Source organism: Streptomyces sp. NPDC094143 (assembly GCF_040303825.1).
In the GTDB taxonomy this organism is placed as follows: domain Bacteria; phylum Actinomycetota; class Actinomycetes; order Streptomycetales; family Streptomycetaceae; genus Streptomyces.
Window position 1 is genome coordinate 137516 of record NZ_JBEOTZ010000019.1, and the last position, 16329, is coordinate 153844.

Consider the following 16329-nt stretch of genomic DNA (forward strand, 5'->3'; position numbering starts at 1 on the left):
AGCTGTTCGCATGCGTGGGCAAGGGACTTACCGGGCTGCGACGGCGGACGCCGCAGGCACTGGCGGGGCCGGGTCTGCGGCGTCCGATGTCCTCCCCCGTCCGATTGGCTCAAATGGGCAGGTCCCTGAACGCGTCGGCGAGCCGCTGTTCGTTCCGCTTGTAATTGGCGGCGATCTCCTCGAGCAGGTGGCTGTTGTCCTTCAGGATCTGCCCCATGGCGCGGACTGCGCTGTCCCACCTCTTCTGCTGCGTTTCGTATTCGATTTTGTCCTCACCCAGCCAGGTGATGAGCGCCTGAAGCTCCATCTCCAGGTTGTCGAGAGTGGTCTCGATCGCGACGGTCTGCGTCATGAGATTGTCGGCGGCGTTCGCGGTGTGCGCGTATTCGATATGAATGATGCCGTCTGTGTAATCGGGCATGCGTGACTCCTCGCCTCTATGAAGTCGGTCGGGGCTGTTTACGGTGGTGCGGGACGCGACGGTCGCTCAGCGCCCGCCGATCATCTCGTCGAACACCGCGTCGGAGCGGGCGGAACGCTCGCTGATCGCGTCGACGTTGGCGCCCTGCTCCTGCTGCTTCTGCCGGATACCCTCCTCCAGCTGACTCCGCAGCGCGCGCACCGCGTCCTGGATCCTCTGTGCCTGTCCCTGCCACTTTTCGACGAGCCCACCGAACCGCTCGCCGTCGGAGCCTGTGTAGTGGGAGGCGAGGTCATGCCGCGTCGCATCGACGTCGGCCCTGATCCGGGTCACGCCCTCGTCCGCCATGTTGAGCGCGTTGACAGCGGCCTGCAGATCCCTCACATTTGACTGCTGTACACCCGTGTCGGGCATCTCTCTTCCTTTCTCTCGGTATGCACCCGAACCATTTCGGTCCGGCGTCGGCAGGATGGGTGGTCTTTTTTATTCGGTGCCTGGCGCACCTCTCTCCGCGCAGCGCGGGGCGCTCGACCCGCCCTTGCCCGACAGCGCGGCCTGTGTGCTCAGGTCGGGTCCGGTGGGCAGCATCGCCAGGAGCAGCGCGGGTAGGGGCCGCGGTTCGGCTCCCGCGTAGCCGAGCGCCTGCATCGCCTCGGCGTCGCGTACCCGGTACTTCATTCCGGTGTCCGTCACCAGGTAGGCGGTGCTCCCCACGTCGGCGCCGCCGGCGCCGAGCACGTGCACCAGCGCCCCACCGCCCGCGGGCACGGTGATTCGGTCCACTGGCAGGCAGGCCGGGACCAGCCCTTCGCGGGGAGGCTGCGCGACCGGGCCCAGCGAACCGTCCTCGGCCAGGGTCACCCGCATCCGCGTACCGTCTCGCCCCGGCTGGATGCGCACGCACGGCACCCATTGGCCGGCCACTTCCGCCAGCTTGGGGGGCGAGGGAGGAAGGCCGGTTCCGAGGACGGCTCCATCGGTGCCGGCCGCCAGGTTCCCGGTCAGGGCGTCGGCCCCGATCTGCCGTACGACCGTAGTGCCGCCCCCGTATGCCGACGTGCGGGTGGCCGGGTCGCCGAGCAGCAGCGCGGCGGCCGTGTCGGTCAGCGGGACCAGCCCGTCCTGGCGCAGCAGGTGCATCTGAGGGGCCGATCCGGGAACCGTGACCCGGAAGACCTGGCCCACCTTGGTGGGGTGTCCGCCGAGTTGCGGGCCGGGCTTGCCGCGGCCCGGTACCGGAACGGGTTCGAGGTCGGGCCCGGCCTGCAGGGCGGAGAGGAAGGACGCCGAGATCTGCAACGGGACGGTGGAGCCGTACCCCAGCGCCTCGGCAACGTTCGTGGCGCGGTCTAGGCGCAGCCGGTTTCCCTGCCACACGAGGTACTGGGTGGTCCGGTCGGGGCCGGTCACCAGCAGTGCCTCGTCGTCGCCCAGGACCCGGCCGGCGGTGTCGGTGCCCACGGCGAGCGTGGTGGTGGCGTCCTGGCGGGCGGCCGTGGTGCCGGTGCCGTTCGCGGGCCGGGAGCACACGTGCCAGGGGCCCGCCGCCAGTTCACCGGCGGACGGCAGGGCATCGGGCGCGCCGGGCAGGCCCACCGGCGGACCGTGCGGGACACCACGCAACGACGCCGATCCGACCGCGGTGGTCTTCATGTCCGCGCCCACCAGCAGGCGTGCGGAGGCGTAGTTCCGCACAGGGTGCAGCCGACCCTCCAGGTACAGGTACCGGGAACCGGTGTCCTTGTTGACGACCAGGGTGCCGGGGGTGCGCCACGTCGTTTTCGCGCCGGGCTTGATCAACCCGAGGACGAAGGCGCCCGCGCAGATGATGATGGCGATGAGCACGCCGACGGCCGTGCCGCGATTGGTACGGCCCTGTGGGCTCTCCGGAGCGTCCGGATCGGCTCTGAGCATGCTGGAGGTCAGGCGTCCCACGACGAACATGTGAGCCTGGACCTGGTCCCTCTTGTTCTGCATCGTCGTCCGACTCCCGGGTCACCCGTTGATGGAGCGCAGCGCGCCGTAGACGCCCAGTCCCCACAGGGTGAGCGGGAGCAGGCTGATGGCCGTGAGCGAGTGCAGCAGTTCGGCGGCGCGGCCCCAGTACGGCACCATCCGGCGGCCGGGCACCGTCCAGGACGCGATGGCCAGCGCGGCCGTCGTGGCGAGCAGACCCGCGGCCAGCATCAGCCGTCCGCCGGGGCCCAGGGCCAGTCCGCCGACCAGCGCCAGCAGGACCACCCCGAGGACTCCGGGGACGGTCAGCGACAGGCGCTGCCAGACGTTGCCCAGCCCCCGGGCGTGCAACAGCAGCAGCAGCGACAGCGCCACCGTGATCCACACCTCGGGCGCCCTCGGCCGGTCCGCCAGCAACGTCAGGCAGGCGGCGCAGATGGCGCCGGCCGCCCCGTACAGCGCCGTCATCCAGCCGTCGGCCAGCACCGAGCGCGTCGCCACCTCCGAGGTGGGATAGGGCTCGATGCCCTCCTGGAGCTGTTCAGCGTTCGTGGGCAGCGGCGGCATGCGCAGTCCCGACAGCCGGAACGCCAGCGACGGCACGAAGGCCCCGAACACCACCGCCACCAGGGCGACGATGCCCGCGCAGTCCCGTGCCGGCAGATCGGCGAAAAGCATGAGAGCACCGGTGAGCGCACCGGCGACGGCCACCACTCCCAGGCCGAGGTAGAGCGCCGCGTACGCGGCCACGGCGGCCAGGGCCAGGACCGCGGCGCCGGCGGAGGCAGCCGAGGCGGCCAGCAGCCGGGCCCCGGCTACCTCCCAGACGAACGGCCCCGCCAGGGTGCCGCCCGGCAGCAGCCAGCCCGCCAGGGCGAGATAGGGCACGGCCATGCAGCCCAGGACCGCGCCCGCGCCGGCGTCGCCCACCGCGCGGCTGGCGGCGCCTGCCCCGGCGACCAGCAACAGGCCCGCCGCGGTGGCCGCCACGGCGCGGGCGAGGGCACCGGAGCCTGGCAGGGCCAGCATGACCAGGCCCGCGGTCAGTGCGGTCACCGCCATGCCGAGCAGCAGTCGGCGGCTCGCCGGGGGCGACCATCCGTGCGGACGCTGCTGCATGGTGGTGGCGATGCCGTCCACCAGATCGTCCAAGTGGACCTCGGGCATGGTCTCGGCCCGTGGCCGCAAGTGCAGGGTCTCGCCGTCGCGCACGCCCAGCGTCTCCAGCGGGGCCTCCTCGTCCAGCGGCGCCCCGCCCAGCCGCTGGAGCACCCAGCCGCCGTGATCGGGGCCGGCCTCCTCCGTGTCCTCTCCGCAGTAGCGCAGCAGGACCGGCAGCAGGTCGGCCACGGGGATGTCCTCGGGGACCGACAGGTCGATGCTCTTGGCCGGGGCGCGCACAGTGAGGTGGCACAGCACCGGTGCCTGACTGTCCGTCATAAAGGCTGGCCCCTGCCCTTCCTGTGGTTCATGAGATCCAAAGTGTCGATGTTCGCCTGGTATGCGTAATATGCGGTACGCATCGCCGATCGGGTGTGCGGACCGGCCTGCCAGAGCCGGTGCTCTTCTCCCATTGCCATCTGCTGGGGAGAACGGGCGTACGGACGCCGCGGTTCGACAGCGGCGGAAATCAACTTCGTTCCGGACGCCGTCCGGTGCGCGCCCCAACCGCGTCGCGCCCCGCCACCGCAGCAGCGTGATCCCGCCGGCCCCACCATCGCGGCCGGGCCTCGCGCACCGGACACCGACGTCGTGAAGGAGATGCACCGTTGAGTGTGGTCCTGTTCCGCAGACCAGCCCGCCGCCGCGGTCCCGACATGCCCGAGGGCGAACTGAGCCTGCAGGAACCACCCCTGCTGGCCGAGATGGTGCCGGACAGCTCAGCGGTGTGGAACTACCTGCCCACCGCGCTGATGTCGGTGTCGATGATGCTGATGTTCATCCGGCCCGGCGCGGTCGGGGGCTTCATGTACCTGGCCATCGGCCTGATGGTGCTGTCCGCCGCGGCCATGATGATCGGCCAGTTCATGCGCCGCGCCAGTGAGCGCAAGCAACGACTCAAGGGAGAACGCCGGGACTACCTGCGATATCTGTCCCAGATCAGGCGCAAGGTACGCGGCGCCGTCGCCGACCAGCAGCGGGCCCTGGCCTGGCGGCACCCGGCCCCCGTCGTCCTGCCGACGGTGGTACGCACCTCACGCCTGTGGGAACGCCGGGCCACCGACGAGGACTTCAGCGAGGTGCGCCTCGCGGTCGGCGAGCAGAAGCTGGGCCTGCGGTTGGCCCCGATGTCCACCAATCCGGTCGAGGACCTGGAACCGCTCAGCGCCCACGCACTGCGCAGCTTCATCCGCGCCTACTCGACGGTGCCCGATCAGCCGATCGCCATCTACCTGCGGTCCTGGGCGCGGGTACTGTTCCGCGGCGACGAGGAACAAGTGCGCGGCCTGATCCGTGCCATGCTCTCCCAGCTGGCCGCCTTCCACTCCCCCGAGGACCTGTGGATCGCCCTGTGCGTGGCGGACGAGCGCCGGGCCGAATGGGAGTGGGCCAAGTGGCTGCCGCACGTGCTGCACCGCGAGGAGCACGACGGCGCCGGCCCCGCCCGGATGATCGTCTCCGCCTTCGGCGAACTTGAGAACCTGCTGGGGGCCGAGTTCACCGAGCGGCCCCCGTTCGACCCGGACACGCCGCCGGGGCGGGAGGAGCCGTTCACCGTGCTCGTCGTCGACGGCGTGCCCGTCCCCGCAGGCCACCGGTTGGACGGACATGGTTTCCGCAACACCGTCGTACTGGACCTGGGCGGCAGCCTCAACTGGCGCCCCGGGCGCACCACGCTGCGCCTGCAGGTCACCGAGGATGCCGTCAGCCTGGTGCGCACCGACCGCGACCGCAAGGAACAGTCGACCTTTCTCGGCCGCCCCGACGACCTGGGCATGAACAGCGCCACGGCGCTGTCCCGCACGCTCGCGCCCTACCGGCTCAGCCTCGGCGGGGACTCCTCCCAGCCGCTGACCAACGACACCGAACTGACCACCCTGCTGGGCATTCCCGACCTGCACCGGCACGAGCCCCGACATTTGTGGGAGCGGACCACCGGCAGCGGCCGGCTGCGCGTGCCCATCGCGGTCGGCCCGGACGGCGGCCCGGTGGAGCTGGACATCAAGGAATCCGCCCAGGGCGGCTCCGGCCCGCACGGCATGCTGATCGGCGCCACCGGCTCCGGCAAGAGCGAGCTGCTGCGCACACTGGTGCTGGGTCTGGCACTGACCAACTCCTCGGAGGTGCTGAACTTCGTCCTGGTCGACTTCAAGGGCGGCGCCACCTTCCTCGGCCTTGACGAACTACCCCACACCTCCGCGGTGATCACCAACCTGGCCGACGAGGTGGCCCTGGTCTCACGGATGCAGGACGCCCTGCACGGCGAACTGATGCGCCGCCAGGAGCTGCTGCGCGCCGCAGGCAACTACACCTCCGCGCTGGAGTACGAGAAGGCCAGGGCAGCGGGCGCCCCACTGGCCCCCCTGCCCAGCCTGTTCGTCGTCGTCGACGAGTTCAGCGAACTGCTCGCCGCGCACCGCGACTTCATGGAGCTGTTCGTCATGATCGGCCGCCTCGGGCGCAGCCTCGGGGTGCACCTGTTGCTCGCCTCCCAGCGCCTGGACGAGGGCCGGGTGCACCAATTGGAGGGCCACCTGTCCTACCGGATCGGCCTGCGCACCTTCTCCGCCATGGAGAGCCGCGGAGTCCTCGGCGTGCCGGACGCCTACCAGCTGCCGCCCCAGCCCGGCGGCGGCTACCTCAAGACGGGCGTGGAGGAACTGACCCGCTTCCGGGCCGCCTACGTGTCGGGGCCCTACCGACGGCGCGGCGGCGTCAACCGGGCCCGGGTCGCCAGTCAGGTCGTCCCCTGGACGGCCGACTGGGTGGTACCACGCCAGCTCCCCGACCAGCCCGACCAGCCCGACCAGTCGGCGGACGACCAGGACGACGAGTCGCTGCTGTCGGTCGCCGTGCAGCGGCTGCGCGACGCAGGGCCGCCAGCCCACCAGGTGTGGCTGCCGCCGCTGGGCTCGCCCCCGTCCCTCGACCAGCTGCTGCCACCGCTCGCCCCGGATCCCGAGTACGGCCTGACCACAACCGACTGGCCCGACCGGGGACACCTGACGGTGCCAGTGGGCATCGTCGACCGGCCCTTCGACCAGATCCGCGAACTGCTCACGGTGGACCTGTCCGGCGCCGGCGGCCACGTCGCCATCGCCGGCGGCCCACAGAGCGGCAAGAGCACCCTGGTGCGTACGCTGATCACCGCGCTGGCGCTCACCCACACCCCGCGCGAGGTGCAGTTCTACTGCCTCGACTTCGGCGGCGGCTCCCTGGCCGGACTGGCGGACCTGCCGCACGTCAGCGGTGTCGCTCCGCGCCTTGACACCGAACGGGTGGGACGCGTCGTCTCCGAGGTCAACGCGCTGCTGTCCCACCGGGAGCAGTTCTTCCTCACCCACGGCATCGACTCCATGGCCGCCTACCGGCGCCGCCGGGCCGCCGGCGAGTTTCCCGAGGAGGCGCACGGCGACGTCTTCCTCGTCATCGACGGCTGGTCGACGGTGCGGCAGGACTTCGACGCGCACATCCACACCTTCAGCGCGCTGTCCACCCGCGGTCTGAACTACGGCATCCACCTGATCACGACGACCGCCCGCTGGGTCGAGCTGCCCTCGGCCGTGCGCGACCAGGCCGCCACCCACCTGGAGCTGCGGATGGGCGACCCGGTGGACTCCGAGTTCACCTCACGGCGTGCCGCGGCCGTCCCCCGCGTCCCCGGCCGGGGCCTGACCGGGGAGAACCTGCACTATCTGACGGCGCTGCCGAGGATCGACGGTGTGGAAAGCGCCGACGACCTCGCCGAGGGGTTCGCCGCCCTGGTCGCCGCGGTGACGGAGAACTGGCCGGGTCCGCCCGCCCCGGCGCTGCGCATGCTGCCGACGGAGCTGCCCGTCACCGAACTGCCCTCCCCCGAAGGCGACTTCCGGGTGCCGCTGGGCCTGGAGGAAGAGCGGCTCTCCCCGGTGTGGCACGACTTCTCCGAGTCACCGCACCTGATCGCGGTCGGCGACAGCGAAAGCGGCAAGACCAACCTGCTGCGGCTGCTGACGCGGGCCATCACCGAGCGGTACACGCCCGCCGAGGCCCGCATCATGGTGGTGGACTACCGCCGCGACCTGGTGGAGCACATCCCCGAGGAGTACCGCCTGGGGCACGCGGTGTCGGTCGACGGGCTCAGGGAACTGGTCGACGGAGTAGCACGGGCGGTACGAACCCGAATGCCCGGCCCGGAGATCGCCCCGGCCCAGATGAAGCGCTGCGACTGGTGGGCCGGACCCCGGCTGTTCGTCCTCGTCGACGACTACGACATGGTCGGCGGCAACGTGGCGAACCAGCCCTTCGCCCCGCTCCTCGAACACCTGCAGCTGGGCTGGGAGACCGGCCTGCACCTGATCGTCACCCGCGCCGCCAACGGCGCCTCGAGGGGCATGGGCGAAGCCATGATGCGACGGCTGACGGAGATGAACACTCCGGCGCTGCAACTGTCCTGTCCCCCGTCGGAGGGGTACGTGTTCGGCAGCCTCAAGGGCCGTATCCTCCCGCCGGGCCGAGCCGTCCTCATCGCCCGCCGCAGGGCGATGCAGATCCAGACCGCGCTCGTGGACCCCGACGCGCCACGCTGACCGGCGGGGCCGCGCGCAGCCCGCTCCGCCGGACGGGGATGCACGGCCCCACCCGGGTCGCTCCGGCGGAGACCGGGTCCGTCCTGTGCGGACGGCCGGCGGCGCGGCAGACCTGAAGGCCGGCAGGCGGTGCCCCGGCAAGGCAGAGAACGACAGCAGCGGCTCCGGCCTGGCGATCCAGCGATCGACGGGCCGGAGCCGCCCCCGTATCAGCCGGCAGCGTCGCCGGCCGGAGCCGGAGGCCCTCGACGGGACGGACGGCCGGCGAGTGCACGCGTTCGGCGCCAAGGGTGTGCCGAAGCACGGTAGTTGTCGCCACCAAGTGCCGCCGACCCGCGAACTCCCTTGAGCGAGGCACCGTCGTTGTCACTGGCGCAGCAAGGTACCTGTCACCAGCCCGGGCGAAGCAGACCTATCCTCACGGAGCGCCACGCTGACCTGTTCAATTGTCACTGGATGTCCCGTAGCGTTCCGGTCTGGACGGCGAGCGGCTGCCGCCGCGACGCTCGCCACTGCCTCCGTTTCCGGGATGCAGAGGTTGGTTAGGTCGAGCGGGCTGTCAGCGATGTCCTGGCGGGAGGGCGGCAAATGGTATTGCGCTGGACCAGGCGGCGTGACGCGGGGCCTCTTGTGTTTCTGCGTCTGCTGATTCTCGCGGCCTCAGTGTCAGGGCTTGTCGTGTGTGCGGATCGTGTCGAAGCGCACTCTCAGACTGTCAGGGTATTGAGGAACGCTTCCCTGTGTCCCGCCGGCGCACGGTGGGAGACGGCCGACCATTGTGTCGCGGAGACCATTGGCAAGGTCATCGCCACGCACTGGAGCGAGTCGTGCACCACGGACAGCAGCGGGCTCAGATCGTGCACCACCGACTACAGCGTGAGCGTACGTTTTGGGCAGCGCACTCAGTCGCTGAACGTCGACGAGAGCACCTATCGCGCGGTGGACCGTGGAGACCCGGCCAAGCTGCGCATCTGGCGCAAAGAAGTGGTCCGGATGGTGACCCAAGGCCACACCGAGATCTTTTTGACCTCCTCCGAGGAGGCGTCCGCAGCGTGGCTGCTCCTCGGGTGGATCCTGCTGGGAACCGCGTGGCTGGCCGTTTTCGGGTTGTGGTTGTTCCCGCTGCTGGGGGCCTGGCTGGTACTGGCCGTGCCCTATGGGATGGTGGCGTACAACATGCTGGGGCTCAACCCGATGGGAACGGTGGGTTGGAGCACCGCGGGCGTGCTCACCGTGGCGGGGGTCTGGCTCATGGGCCGATCGTTGTCCAATGCAGTGGAGTGAACGTAACCCGTGCAGCTGGCGCGGTTCACGTGAGGCCGACCACCCGCCGGTCCTGATCGAGCAGCATCGCCCGGCCCCGCCCCGACCACGTAGTTAGGCACCCGCTCCAGCGACCGGGGTGACAACGAGCCCGCCCATGTGGCAACTACCGTGCTTTCGGCTCACGGGGCAGGGAGGCCGAAGGCGTGCGCCCTGTCTCGTCCCCTCCGTGCCCCGCCCCGATGCTCCCGCCGGTCCCTACGTCCGCGGAGCCGCGCCGCCGGAGGCGGCCGTCGTCCAGCGCTCCCCGGGACGCCAGCCCCGGGCCCGGCCCCTGGGTATCACGGCGCCCAGCGCCGCCACCAGGAGCACCAGCGCCGTGCCCACCGCCGCGACCACCAGCGCCCGGGTCCGGGGGGCGGTGGCGGGCCGCTCGGGCGGGGTGACGTCAGCCAGGTTGGGGCGGCGGCCGGGAGCACCGGCTGGTACCGCCGTGAGGGCGGCGTACGGGTCGAGCTGGGGGACGTCCGCGGGGTAGCCGAACGCCACGAGCCGGCGGGAGACCTCGGCGGCGTCCAGTCGCGGGTGGTAGGCGCGCAGCAGGGCCGCGGCGCCGGCGACATGAGCCGCGGCCAGCGACGAACCGGAGCCGATGTAGTGCCCCGCGCCCCGCGGCCCGAGGCTCACCACCGCACCACCGGGCGCCGCCAGGTCCGCGGCGAACACCTCCGGCGCCTCCTGCGGCCGGGCGCCGCCCGGACCATGGTCCACGACGGACAGCACGCGCGGTGCGAACGCGGGCCAGTAGGGCCGCGGGCGGATGGGCTCGCCGGTGTCCGCGTCATCGGGGACGGAGTCGGGCACCGCAGGGGCCACCACGAGCGCGTCGCGGCCGGCCGCGTACGCCGCGGCCCGGGTCAGTTCGGCCCGGCCCGTGGTCAAGGCGCTCGCGACGTAGATCACCTCGGCCCCGGCGTCCGCGGCTTGCCGGATGCCCAGCGCCACGCGGCCGGCGGTGGCGTCGCCTCTCAGGTCGGTGCCGCGCACGGCCAGCACCCGCACCCGGGGCGCCACCCCGGCGAAGCCCACGCCGGGAAGCTGCGCGGCGCCGATGAGCCCGGCGGCGAAGGTGCCGTGCCCCACGCAGTCCTCCCCGGCGTCGGCGAGCGCGGTCACCCGGCCGGCCAGCGCGGGCACCGCGCCGCCGACCCCGGTGTCCACCACCGCCACGGTGACGCCCTCGCCCCTGGACAGTCGCCAGACCCGGTCGAGCGCGAGGGCCCGGTACGGCCACGGCGGCCGGTCGGCGGACGTCTTCGAAGCCTTCGCGCACGGCTGGTCCGGTTCCAGCCGGGAGCGGACCTGAGGCAGCCTCACCTCACCGTCCGCACCGGGTGCGGCGGCGGCGGGCAGGGGGACAGCCAGCAGCGCGGTGGCGGACAGAGCCACCGCGGCGGCGCGGGGCCGGTATCTGCGGCGAAGGACGCGAGTGCGGGCGCGGCACATGACGGGCATACCTGTGGCAACGTGCCCCGCCCGGTCTTGGGTTCAAACCGGCGGCGAAGCGACACGAAGTCGTCCCCTCCCTCGAACTGGAACCCCCGCTCCCTCGTAGCCATCACCAGAGGCACTCTCGTCCGCCACACGGGGCTGCGCGGCGAGCGGGCCGCCCCGGGCAAGGCGGGAGACGGCACGAGGAGAGAAGAGGTCGAGCGTGTCACGGCAGTTGCTCACGGTCTGCCCGGAGGAACCGGGCAGCTTCCGGACCATCGGCGAGGCGTTGGCCAAGGCCCGGACCGGTGCCGTGGTCCGCGTCCGTCCGGGCCGCTACGCGGAAAACCTCATCATTCGTACCCGGGTGACCATCGTGGCCGACGGTGACCAGGGCACGGTCGAGATCTGCCCCCGCCGCGGCAGCGCCGTCACCCTGGTCGCGGACGCGGTGATGCTCACCGACCTGGTGCTGCGCGGCGGCCAGGAGGACCTGCCGGTGGTGGACGCGGCGCGCGGCGAGGCCGCCCTGGACAACTGCGTCGTCATCGGCTCGGGCTGGGCCGCGGTCCTCGCCCGGGAGACCGGATCGCTGGCCATGCGGAGCTGCCGCGTCACCAACCCCGCCGGAGCCGGCGTGGTGATCACCGCACCGACCGGCAACGTGGTGGAGGACTGCCTGGTGGAACACGTGGGCACCTCCGGCATCGTGGTGAGCGAGCGGGGGCAGGCCACCGTCCGGGGCTGCCGACTGCGCGACGCACGCGGCAACGGGCTGCTGTGCAACGGCGAGTCCGAGGTGTCAGTCGCCGGGTGCGACGTCACCACCACCGACAAGCCGTCCCTGGCGCTGGAAGGACGGTGCGCGGTCACCGTCCGCGACACCACCGTCCATGACACGTCGGTGGGGGTGTTCATCACCAGCGAGGCGCAGCAGACGCTAGAAGACGTGTCCGTCGTCGACACCACCGGCCCCGCCATCGTACTGTCCTCCGGCACCGACCCGATACTGATCCGCTGCCGCACCGAACGGACCAAGGACAGCGGCCTGGTGGTGACCGACCGGGCCAGGGGCACCTTCCGCGACTGCTCCTTCACCTCGGCGCAGGCACCGGCGCTGCGCATCGGCGCCGGGGCACCGTCGTTCCACGGCACGGCCGTGCGTGACTGCGCCAGTGCCACGGCGGCGGTATGGCTGACCGACGAGACCGCCGCGGAGTTCGACCTGCTCCAGGTCACCGACTGCGCTGGGGCGGGCGTCTCGATCCGCTCGGGCGCCAACCCCCTGCTGCGCCGGGTCACCATCACCGACGCACGCGGTCACGGCGTCGAGGTCACGGAGAGCGGCCGTGGCCGGCTGGAGGACAGCGAGATCCACCAGGCAGGCGGTTCGGCGGTGCACATCTCCGACGGCGGCAACCCCTACATCGGCGACTGCCTGCTGCGGTCGTCCGCGCAGTCCGGTGTGACCGCCGCCCAGGACGCCCTGGGAACGGTGCGCGACTGCGAGATCTCCTCCGCCGGCGCCTCCGGCATCACGGTCGCCCAGGGAGCCGACCTCACGGTGACCCGTACCCGGGTGCTGGCCTCGGCAGGTCACGGCGTGCTGGTGACCGCGGGCGGCCGCACTGCCCTGAACTCCTGCGAGGTCACCGGCAGCACCGGCGACGGCGTGCGCGTCGACAGCGGCGAACCGGTCTCGGTCCTCAACTGCACCGTGCGCGACAACAAGGGGTACGGGCTGCGGGCCACCAAGGGAAGCGACCGGCTGGCCGTGGAAAACCTCCTCGACAGCGGCAACCGGCTCCCCGCCGCCGGCGACGAAGGCTCCGCCGGGGCGGCGCCGGGGACAGACGGTGCCGGCGGTGCCTCCGCGGGCCACGTGGAGACGATCCCGGAAGGGCCGCTGACCGAACTGGAGCAACTCATCGGCCTGCAGGACGTCAAGGCCCAGGTGCGCACCCTGGTCAACCTGAACGAGATGGCCCAGCGCCGCGCGCGGCTGGGCATGCCCGTTCCCCGGATGAGCCGCCACATCGTCTTCGCCGGACCGCCCGGCACCGGCAAGACCACCGTGGCCCGCCTGTACGGCAGCATCCTGGCCGAGCTGGGTGTGCTGCGTTCCGGGCACCTGGTGGAGGTCTCCCGCGCCGACCTCGTGGCCCAGATCGTCGGCGGCACCGCCATCAAGACCACCGAGGCGTTCACCAAGGCCCTGGGCGGAGTGCTGTTCATCGACGAGGCGTACACCCTCAGCTCCGGCGGCAGGGGTTCCGGCCCGGACTTCGGCCGCGAGGCCATCGACACCCTGATGAAGCTGATGGAGGACCACCGCGACGACGTCGTGGTGGTGGCCGCCGGCTACTCGGAGGAGATGCAGGGCTTCCTGTCGGCCAACCCGGGCCTGGCGTCCCGGTTCACCCGCACCATCGAGTTCGGCAACTACTCCGTCGACGAACTGGTGACGATCACCGCGCACATGTGCGAGGCCCACCAGTACACCCTGAGCCCGGAGACCCTCCAGGCACTGGCCTTGCGGTACGAGCAGATGCCGCGGGACGCCACCTTCGGCAACGGCCGTGCCGCACGGCAGGTGTTCGAGGAGATGATCGACCGGCAGGCCTCCCGGCTGGCGTCGGTGTCCGACGCGGGCGAAGCGGACCTGTCGCTGCTGCTGCCCGAGGACACCGGAGCCACGCCGGCGACAGCGCCGGCCACCGATGCCAAGGAACTGCTGGAGCGTCTGGAGGGGATGATCGGGCTCGCCGCCGTCAAGCGCGAGGTCAGAGACCTGGTCGACCTGCTGGCCACGGCGCGGCAGCGCAAGGCCGCCGGCCTGCCCACGCCGAGGATCAGCCAGCACCTCGTCTTCGCCGGCCCGCCCGGCACCGGCAAGACCACCGTGGCCCGCCTCTACGCGGACCTGCTGCGCTCCCTGGGCGTCCTGCCGCAGGGGCAGTTGGTCGAGGTCGCCCGGCCGGACCTGGTCGGCCGGTACATCGGCCACACCGCCCAGCTGACGAAGGAGGCGTTCGAACGGGCGATGGGCGGCGTGCTGTTCGTCGACGAGGCGTACACCCTCACCCCTGAGAACTCCCCTTCCGACTTCGGCAGGGAGGCGGTGGACACGCTGCTGAAGCTGATGGAGGACCACCGCGACGAGGTGGTGGTCATCGTCGCCGGCTACACCGGGGAGATGGAGCGGTTCCTGGCCTCCAACCCGGGCCTGGCATCACGTTTCTCCCGGCACGTCAGGTTCGACAACTACTCCACACCGGAACTGATCTCCATCATGAAGCGGCACGCGGCGGACTCCGGGTACGAGCTGGCGCCCGCCACAGCCGAGACACTGCGCCGGCACGTCGACGCCCTGCCCCGGGACCGGTCCTTCGGCAACGCCCGTCTGGCACGGCAACTGCTGGAGTCGATGATGACCCAGCACGCCAGGCGGCTCAGCGCGCTGGAAGCGCCCAGCCTGCAGGACCTTCGCCTGCTGCTGCCCGAGGACGTTGCGGCCGGGGCTGTCACCGCCTGAGGGCACCGCCCCCGCCCGGGCAGAAGCGGAGGGCGGGGGCGGCCGGTACCGGAACCGACCGGTCAGGAGATGATGAGCATCCAGATCGGCTGGCCGCCCAGAGTTCCCATGTACTGGCAGGTGAAGCCGGTCAACTTGCCCTGCTGCGCCAGCTGGTTGCCCTTGGTCTGACACTCGAGCTGCGAGCCGTACGTGCCGTAGACCTCAGAGGCGTGGCCGGTGCCGGTTCCGGCCACGCACAGTACGGCGGCTATCGCCACCACCGCGAGGTGCGGCAACCGCAGGGGGACCTTCCTCTTCATCAGCAGCCGCCCAGGGACGGGATCCGCCACCGGCGCTTGTCCGCCTTGTCGATGGTGGTGGACGCCGCCAGACTGGCGGAGCCGTCGTTCCAGCCGGTGAGGTACTTACCGAAGGGCACGCTGGACAGGGAGACGACGCAGCCCTCGGTGACGGTCGGCCGCCAGAGCTGGCCGGTGTCCTTCGTGGTGCAGCTGGAGACGTAGAGGTTCTGGCCGTTGGTGTCGAGGCAGCGGTTGGCGGCCTTGTGCTTCAGCAGGTATGTGCCGTCGCCCACCACGTAACGCGCCCAGGTGTCGCCGCACGATCCGGTCCTGACCGTACGGCTGGCGGAGTCCTTCGTGAGGCACTTGCCGGTGGCCTGGTTGGTCAGCTTGTGGGAGGTGGTTTCCCAGTACCTGGCGGGACTTTCCGGCCGGGTGACCTTGGCGTCCTGCAGGGCACTCGTCTTCGGCTCGGCCGCGCCGTCGCTGTCCTGGTCGGAGTCGGTGTCCTGGTCCGTGCGCTCGTCGCTGCCGCTTCCGCTGTCCTCGTCGCCGCCGTCACCACCGCCGGTGGTGGTAACGACGGCGTCGTCCGTGTCCGGGCCCACACCGGATCCGGCTTCCTGCTTGGAGCCGCCTTTGGGTTCCTTGCCGCCGGACGTGCCGTCCGAGGACTTCACGGGCTGCTTGTCCACCGGCTTCTCCGCCACGAAGGCTCCGGCCTCCTGCGCGTTGGGGCCACCGTCCGTCAGCAGGAGGTCGTGGGAGGCGCCATCCCGCGCGGTCGCGCGGCTGTCCCCCTCCTCGCCTCCTGCGGCCAACAGGAACGGCACTGCGAGCAGGACCGCGCCGACCAGCCCGGCGGCCGCCAGCATCGGCTTCTTCGGTCTGCCCGGTGACGCCACGTCGCCCTCGCCGGGTGCGGGACCGTCGCCCCCGCCCGACGCTGTCCGCGCGCTCCCCGCCCGTTCGACGTCGGTCCCGGCTTCAGCTTCGGCCTCGGCCTCGGTGGTGTCCGGGACGGGCGCGGCCGCCGTCGCGGTGGCTATGGAGACGAGGGGCTCAGCCGTGGTCCCGGGCGCGGTTGCCTCGTCAGCCGTCCGGCCGGCCGCCGTGACGCCGGTGAGGGCCGCACCCCGTACGGCGCCCTGCGCCGGAACAACAGCCGCGGCCGGCTCCGGTTCGGCCGAGCCGTCGGCGGCGACCGCGCGCGCCCTCGCGCGTGAGCGCAGCGCCGTGTTCCAGGCATCGCCCGGATCACCGGCCGACGCCGTCAACGGGACAGCGCGGCGGACCCCTTCCGGCCGGTTGCCGGTGTCACCCGCCGCCTCGGTTCGGGGCAGCTCACTGCTGCCGGAATCCTGTCCAGGGGGCATGCATCCTCCACATGGTCGAATCCGGGCGGGCGGGCACCCGCCCTGCGCTCGGGTACAGCACCGCCGCCGCACCAAAGGGGCCAGAGGGTGGTCTTCGTGTCCGGGCGGAGGGGACCGACCGGGCGCCAGGGGCGGGACGGGCGCGGAACCGGGTCCACGCACTGGAACAACGCGGAATTCCGGGCACCGGTTCGACGGCCGCACGGCACGGACGGGAACGGCCGGCGCGCCGGGCGGTGTCCGCCGGGCCCGGACGGATCAGCGGTTTCTTCGT

At 71.7% G+C, this 16329-nt stretch carries 10 protein-coding genes; 3 read left to right on the plus strand and 7 right to left on the minus strand.

Annotated features, from left to right (window positions below):
- Positions 1-109: 109 nt before the first annotated feature.
- The 4 genes from ABTZ58_RS23935 to eccD form a co-directional block, all read right to left on the minus strand.
- Positions 110-421 carry a WXG100 family type VII secretion target gene (locus ABTZ58_RS23935; RefSeq protein WP_351360185.1) on the minus strand — a complete coding sequence of 104 codons (312 nt, stop codon included), beginning with the start codon at positions 419-421 and terminating at the stop codon, positions 110-112.
- A 66-nt stretch (positions 422-487) separates the two neighbouring features.
- Entirely contained in the window at positions 488-835 is a 348-nt protein-coding gene (locus tag ABTZ58_RS23940) for a hypothetical protein (protein WP_351360188.1), read from the minus strand.
- A 69-nt stretch (positions 836-904) separates the two neighbouring features.
- Positions 905-2398: a type VII secretion protein EccB gene (eccB, locus tag ABTZ58_RS23945; protein WP_351360191.1), complete on the minus strand. Its 1494-nt coding sequence runs from the start codon at positions 2396-2398 to the stop codon at positions 905-907.
- 18 nt (positions 2399-2416) lie between these two features.
- Complete coding sequence (gene eccD / locus ABTZ58_RS23950) at positions 2417-3817, minus strand: type VII secretion integral membrane protein EccD (protein WP_351360194.1); 1401 nt, start codon at positions 3815-3817, stop codon at positions 2417-2419.
- Positions 3818-4152: 335 nt separating this feature from the next.
- On the opposite strand from eccD, the gene eccCa reads away from it, so the two are divergent.
- Together eccCa and ABTZ58_RS23960 are read left to right on the plus strand one after the other, a co-directional pair.
- Positions 4153-8106, plus strand: a complete 3954-nt coding sequence (eccCa, locus tag ABTZ58_RS23955; RefSeq protein ID WP_351360274.1) for a type VII secretion protein EccCa — start codon at positions 4153-4155, stop codon at positions 8104-8106.
- Between the two features lie 876 nt (positions 8107-8982).
- Positions 8983-9390, plus strand: coding sequence for a hypothetical protein (locus ABTZ58_RS23960; protein ID WP_351360197.1), 408 nt, complete (start codon positions 8983-8985; stop codon positions 9388-9390).
- Between the two features lie 237 nt (positions 9391-9627).
- On the opposite strand, the gene ABTZ58_RS23965 is transcribed toward ABTZ58_RS23960, so the two are convergent.
- Positions 9628-10818: a S8 family serine peptidase gene (locus ABTZ58_RS23965; RefSeq protein ID WP_351360200.1), complete on the minus strand. Its 1191-nt coding sequence runs from the start codon at positions 10816-10818 to the stop codon at positions 9628-9630.
- 265 nt (positions 10819-11083) lie between these two features.
- Here ABTZ58_RS23965 and ABTZ58_RS23970 point away from each other — a divergent pair, with 265 nt between their 5' ends.
- Positions 11084-14395 (plus strand): right-handed parallel beta-helix repeat-containing protein, encoded by a 3312-nt coding sequence (locus tag ABTZ58_RS23970; RefSeq protein ID WP_351360203.1) that lies wholly within the window; start codon positions 11084-11086, stop codon positions 14393-14395.
- Between the two features lie 62 nt (positions 14396-14457).
- Here ABTZ58_RS23970 and ABTZ58_RS23975 read toward each other — a convergent pair whose 3' ends face one another.
- Together ABTZ58_RS23975 and ABTZ58_RS23980 are read right to left on the minus strand one after the other, a co-directional pair.
- Positions 14458-14697 (minus strand): hypothetical protein, encoded by a 240-nt coding sequence (locus ABTZ58_RS23975; protein ID WP_351360206.1) that lies wholly within the window; start codon positions 14695-14697, stop codon positions 14458-14460.
- Complete coding sequence (locus tag ABTZ58_RS23980) at positions 14697-16055, minus strand: RICIN domain-containing protein (RefSeq protein WP_351360209.1); 1359 nt, start codon at positions 16053-16055, stop codon at positions 14697-14699. Before ABTZ58_RS23980 ends, ABTZ58_RS23975 begins: the two co-directional genes overlap by 1 nt.
- Between the last annotated feature and the right edge of the window lie 274 nt (positions 16056-16329).

Excerpts from the sequence above, each read along its gene's own strand:
- ABTZ58_RS23980 (WP_351360209.1), bottom strand. The coding sequence starts at position 16,055 with ATGCCCCCTGGACAGGATTCCGGCAGCAGTGAGCTGCCCCGAACCGAG.
- ABTZ58_RS23940 (WP_351360188.1), bottom strand. The coding sequence starts at position 835 with ATGCCCGACACGGGTGTACAGCAGTCAAATGTGAGGGATCTGCAGGCC.
- eccD (WP_351360194.1), bottom strand. The coding sequence starts at position 3,817 with ATGACGGACAGTCAGGCACCGGTGCTGTGCCACCTCACTGTGCGCGCC.
- ABTZ58_RS23975 (WP_351360206.1), bottom strand. The coding sequence starts at position 14,697 with ATGAAGAGGAAGGTCCCCCTGCGGTTGCCGCACCTCGCGGTGGTGGCG.
- ABTZ58_RS23935 (WP_351360185.1), bottom strand. The coding sequence starts at position 421 with ATGCCCGATTACACAGACGGCATCATTCATATCGAATACGCGCACACC.
- eccB (WP_351360191.1), bottom strand. The coding sequence starts at position 2,398 with ATGCAGAACAAGAGGGACCAGGTCCAGGCTCACATGTTCGTCGTGGGA.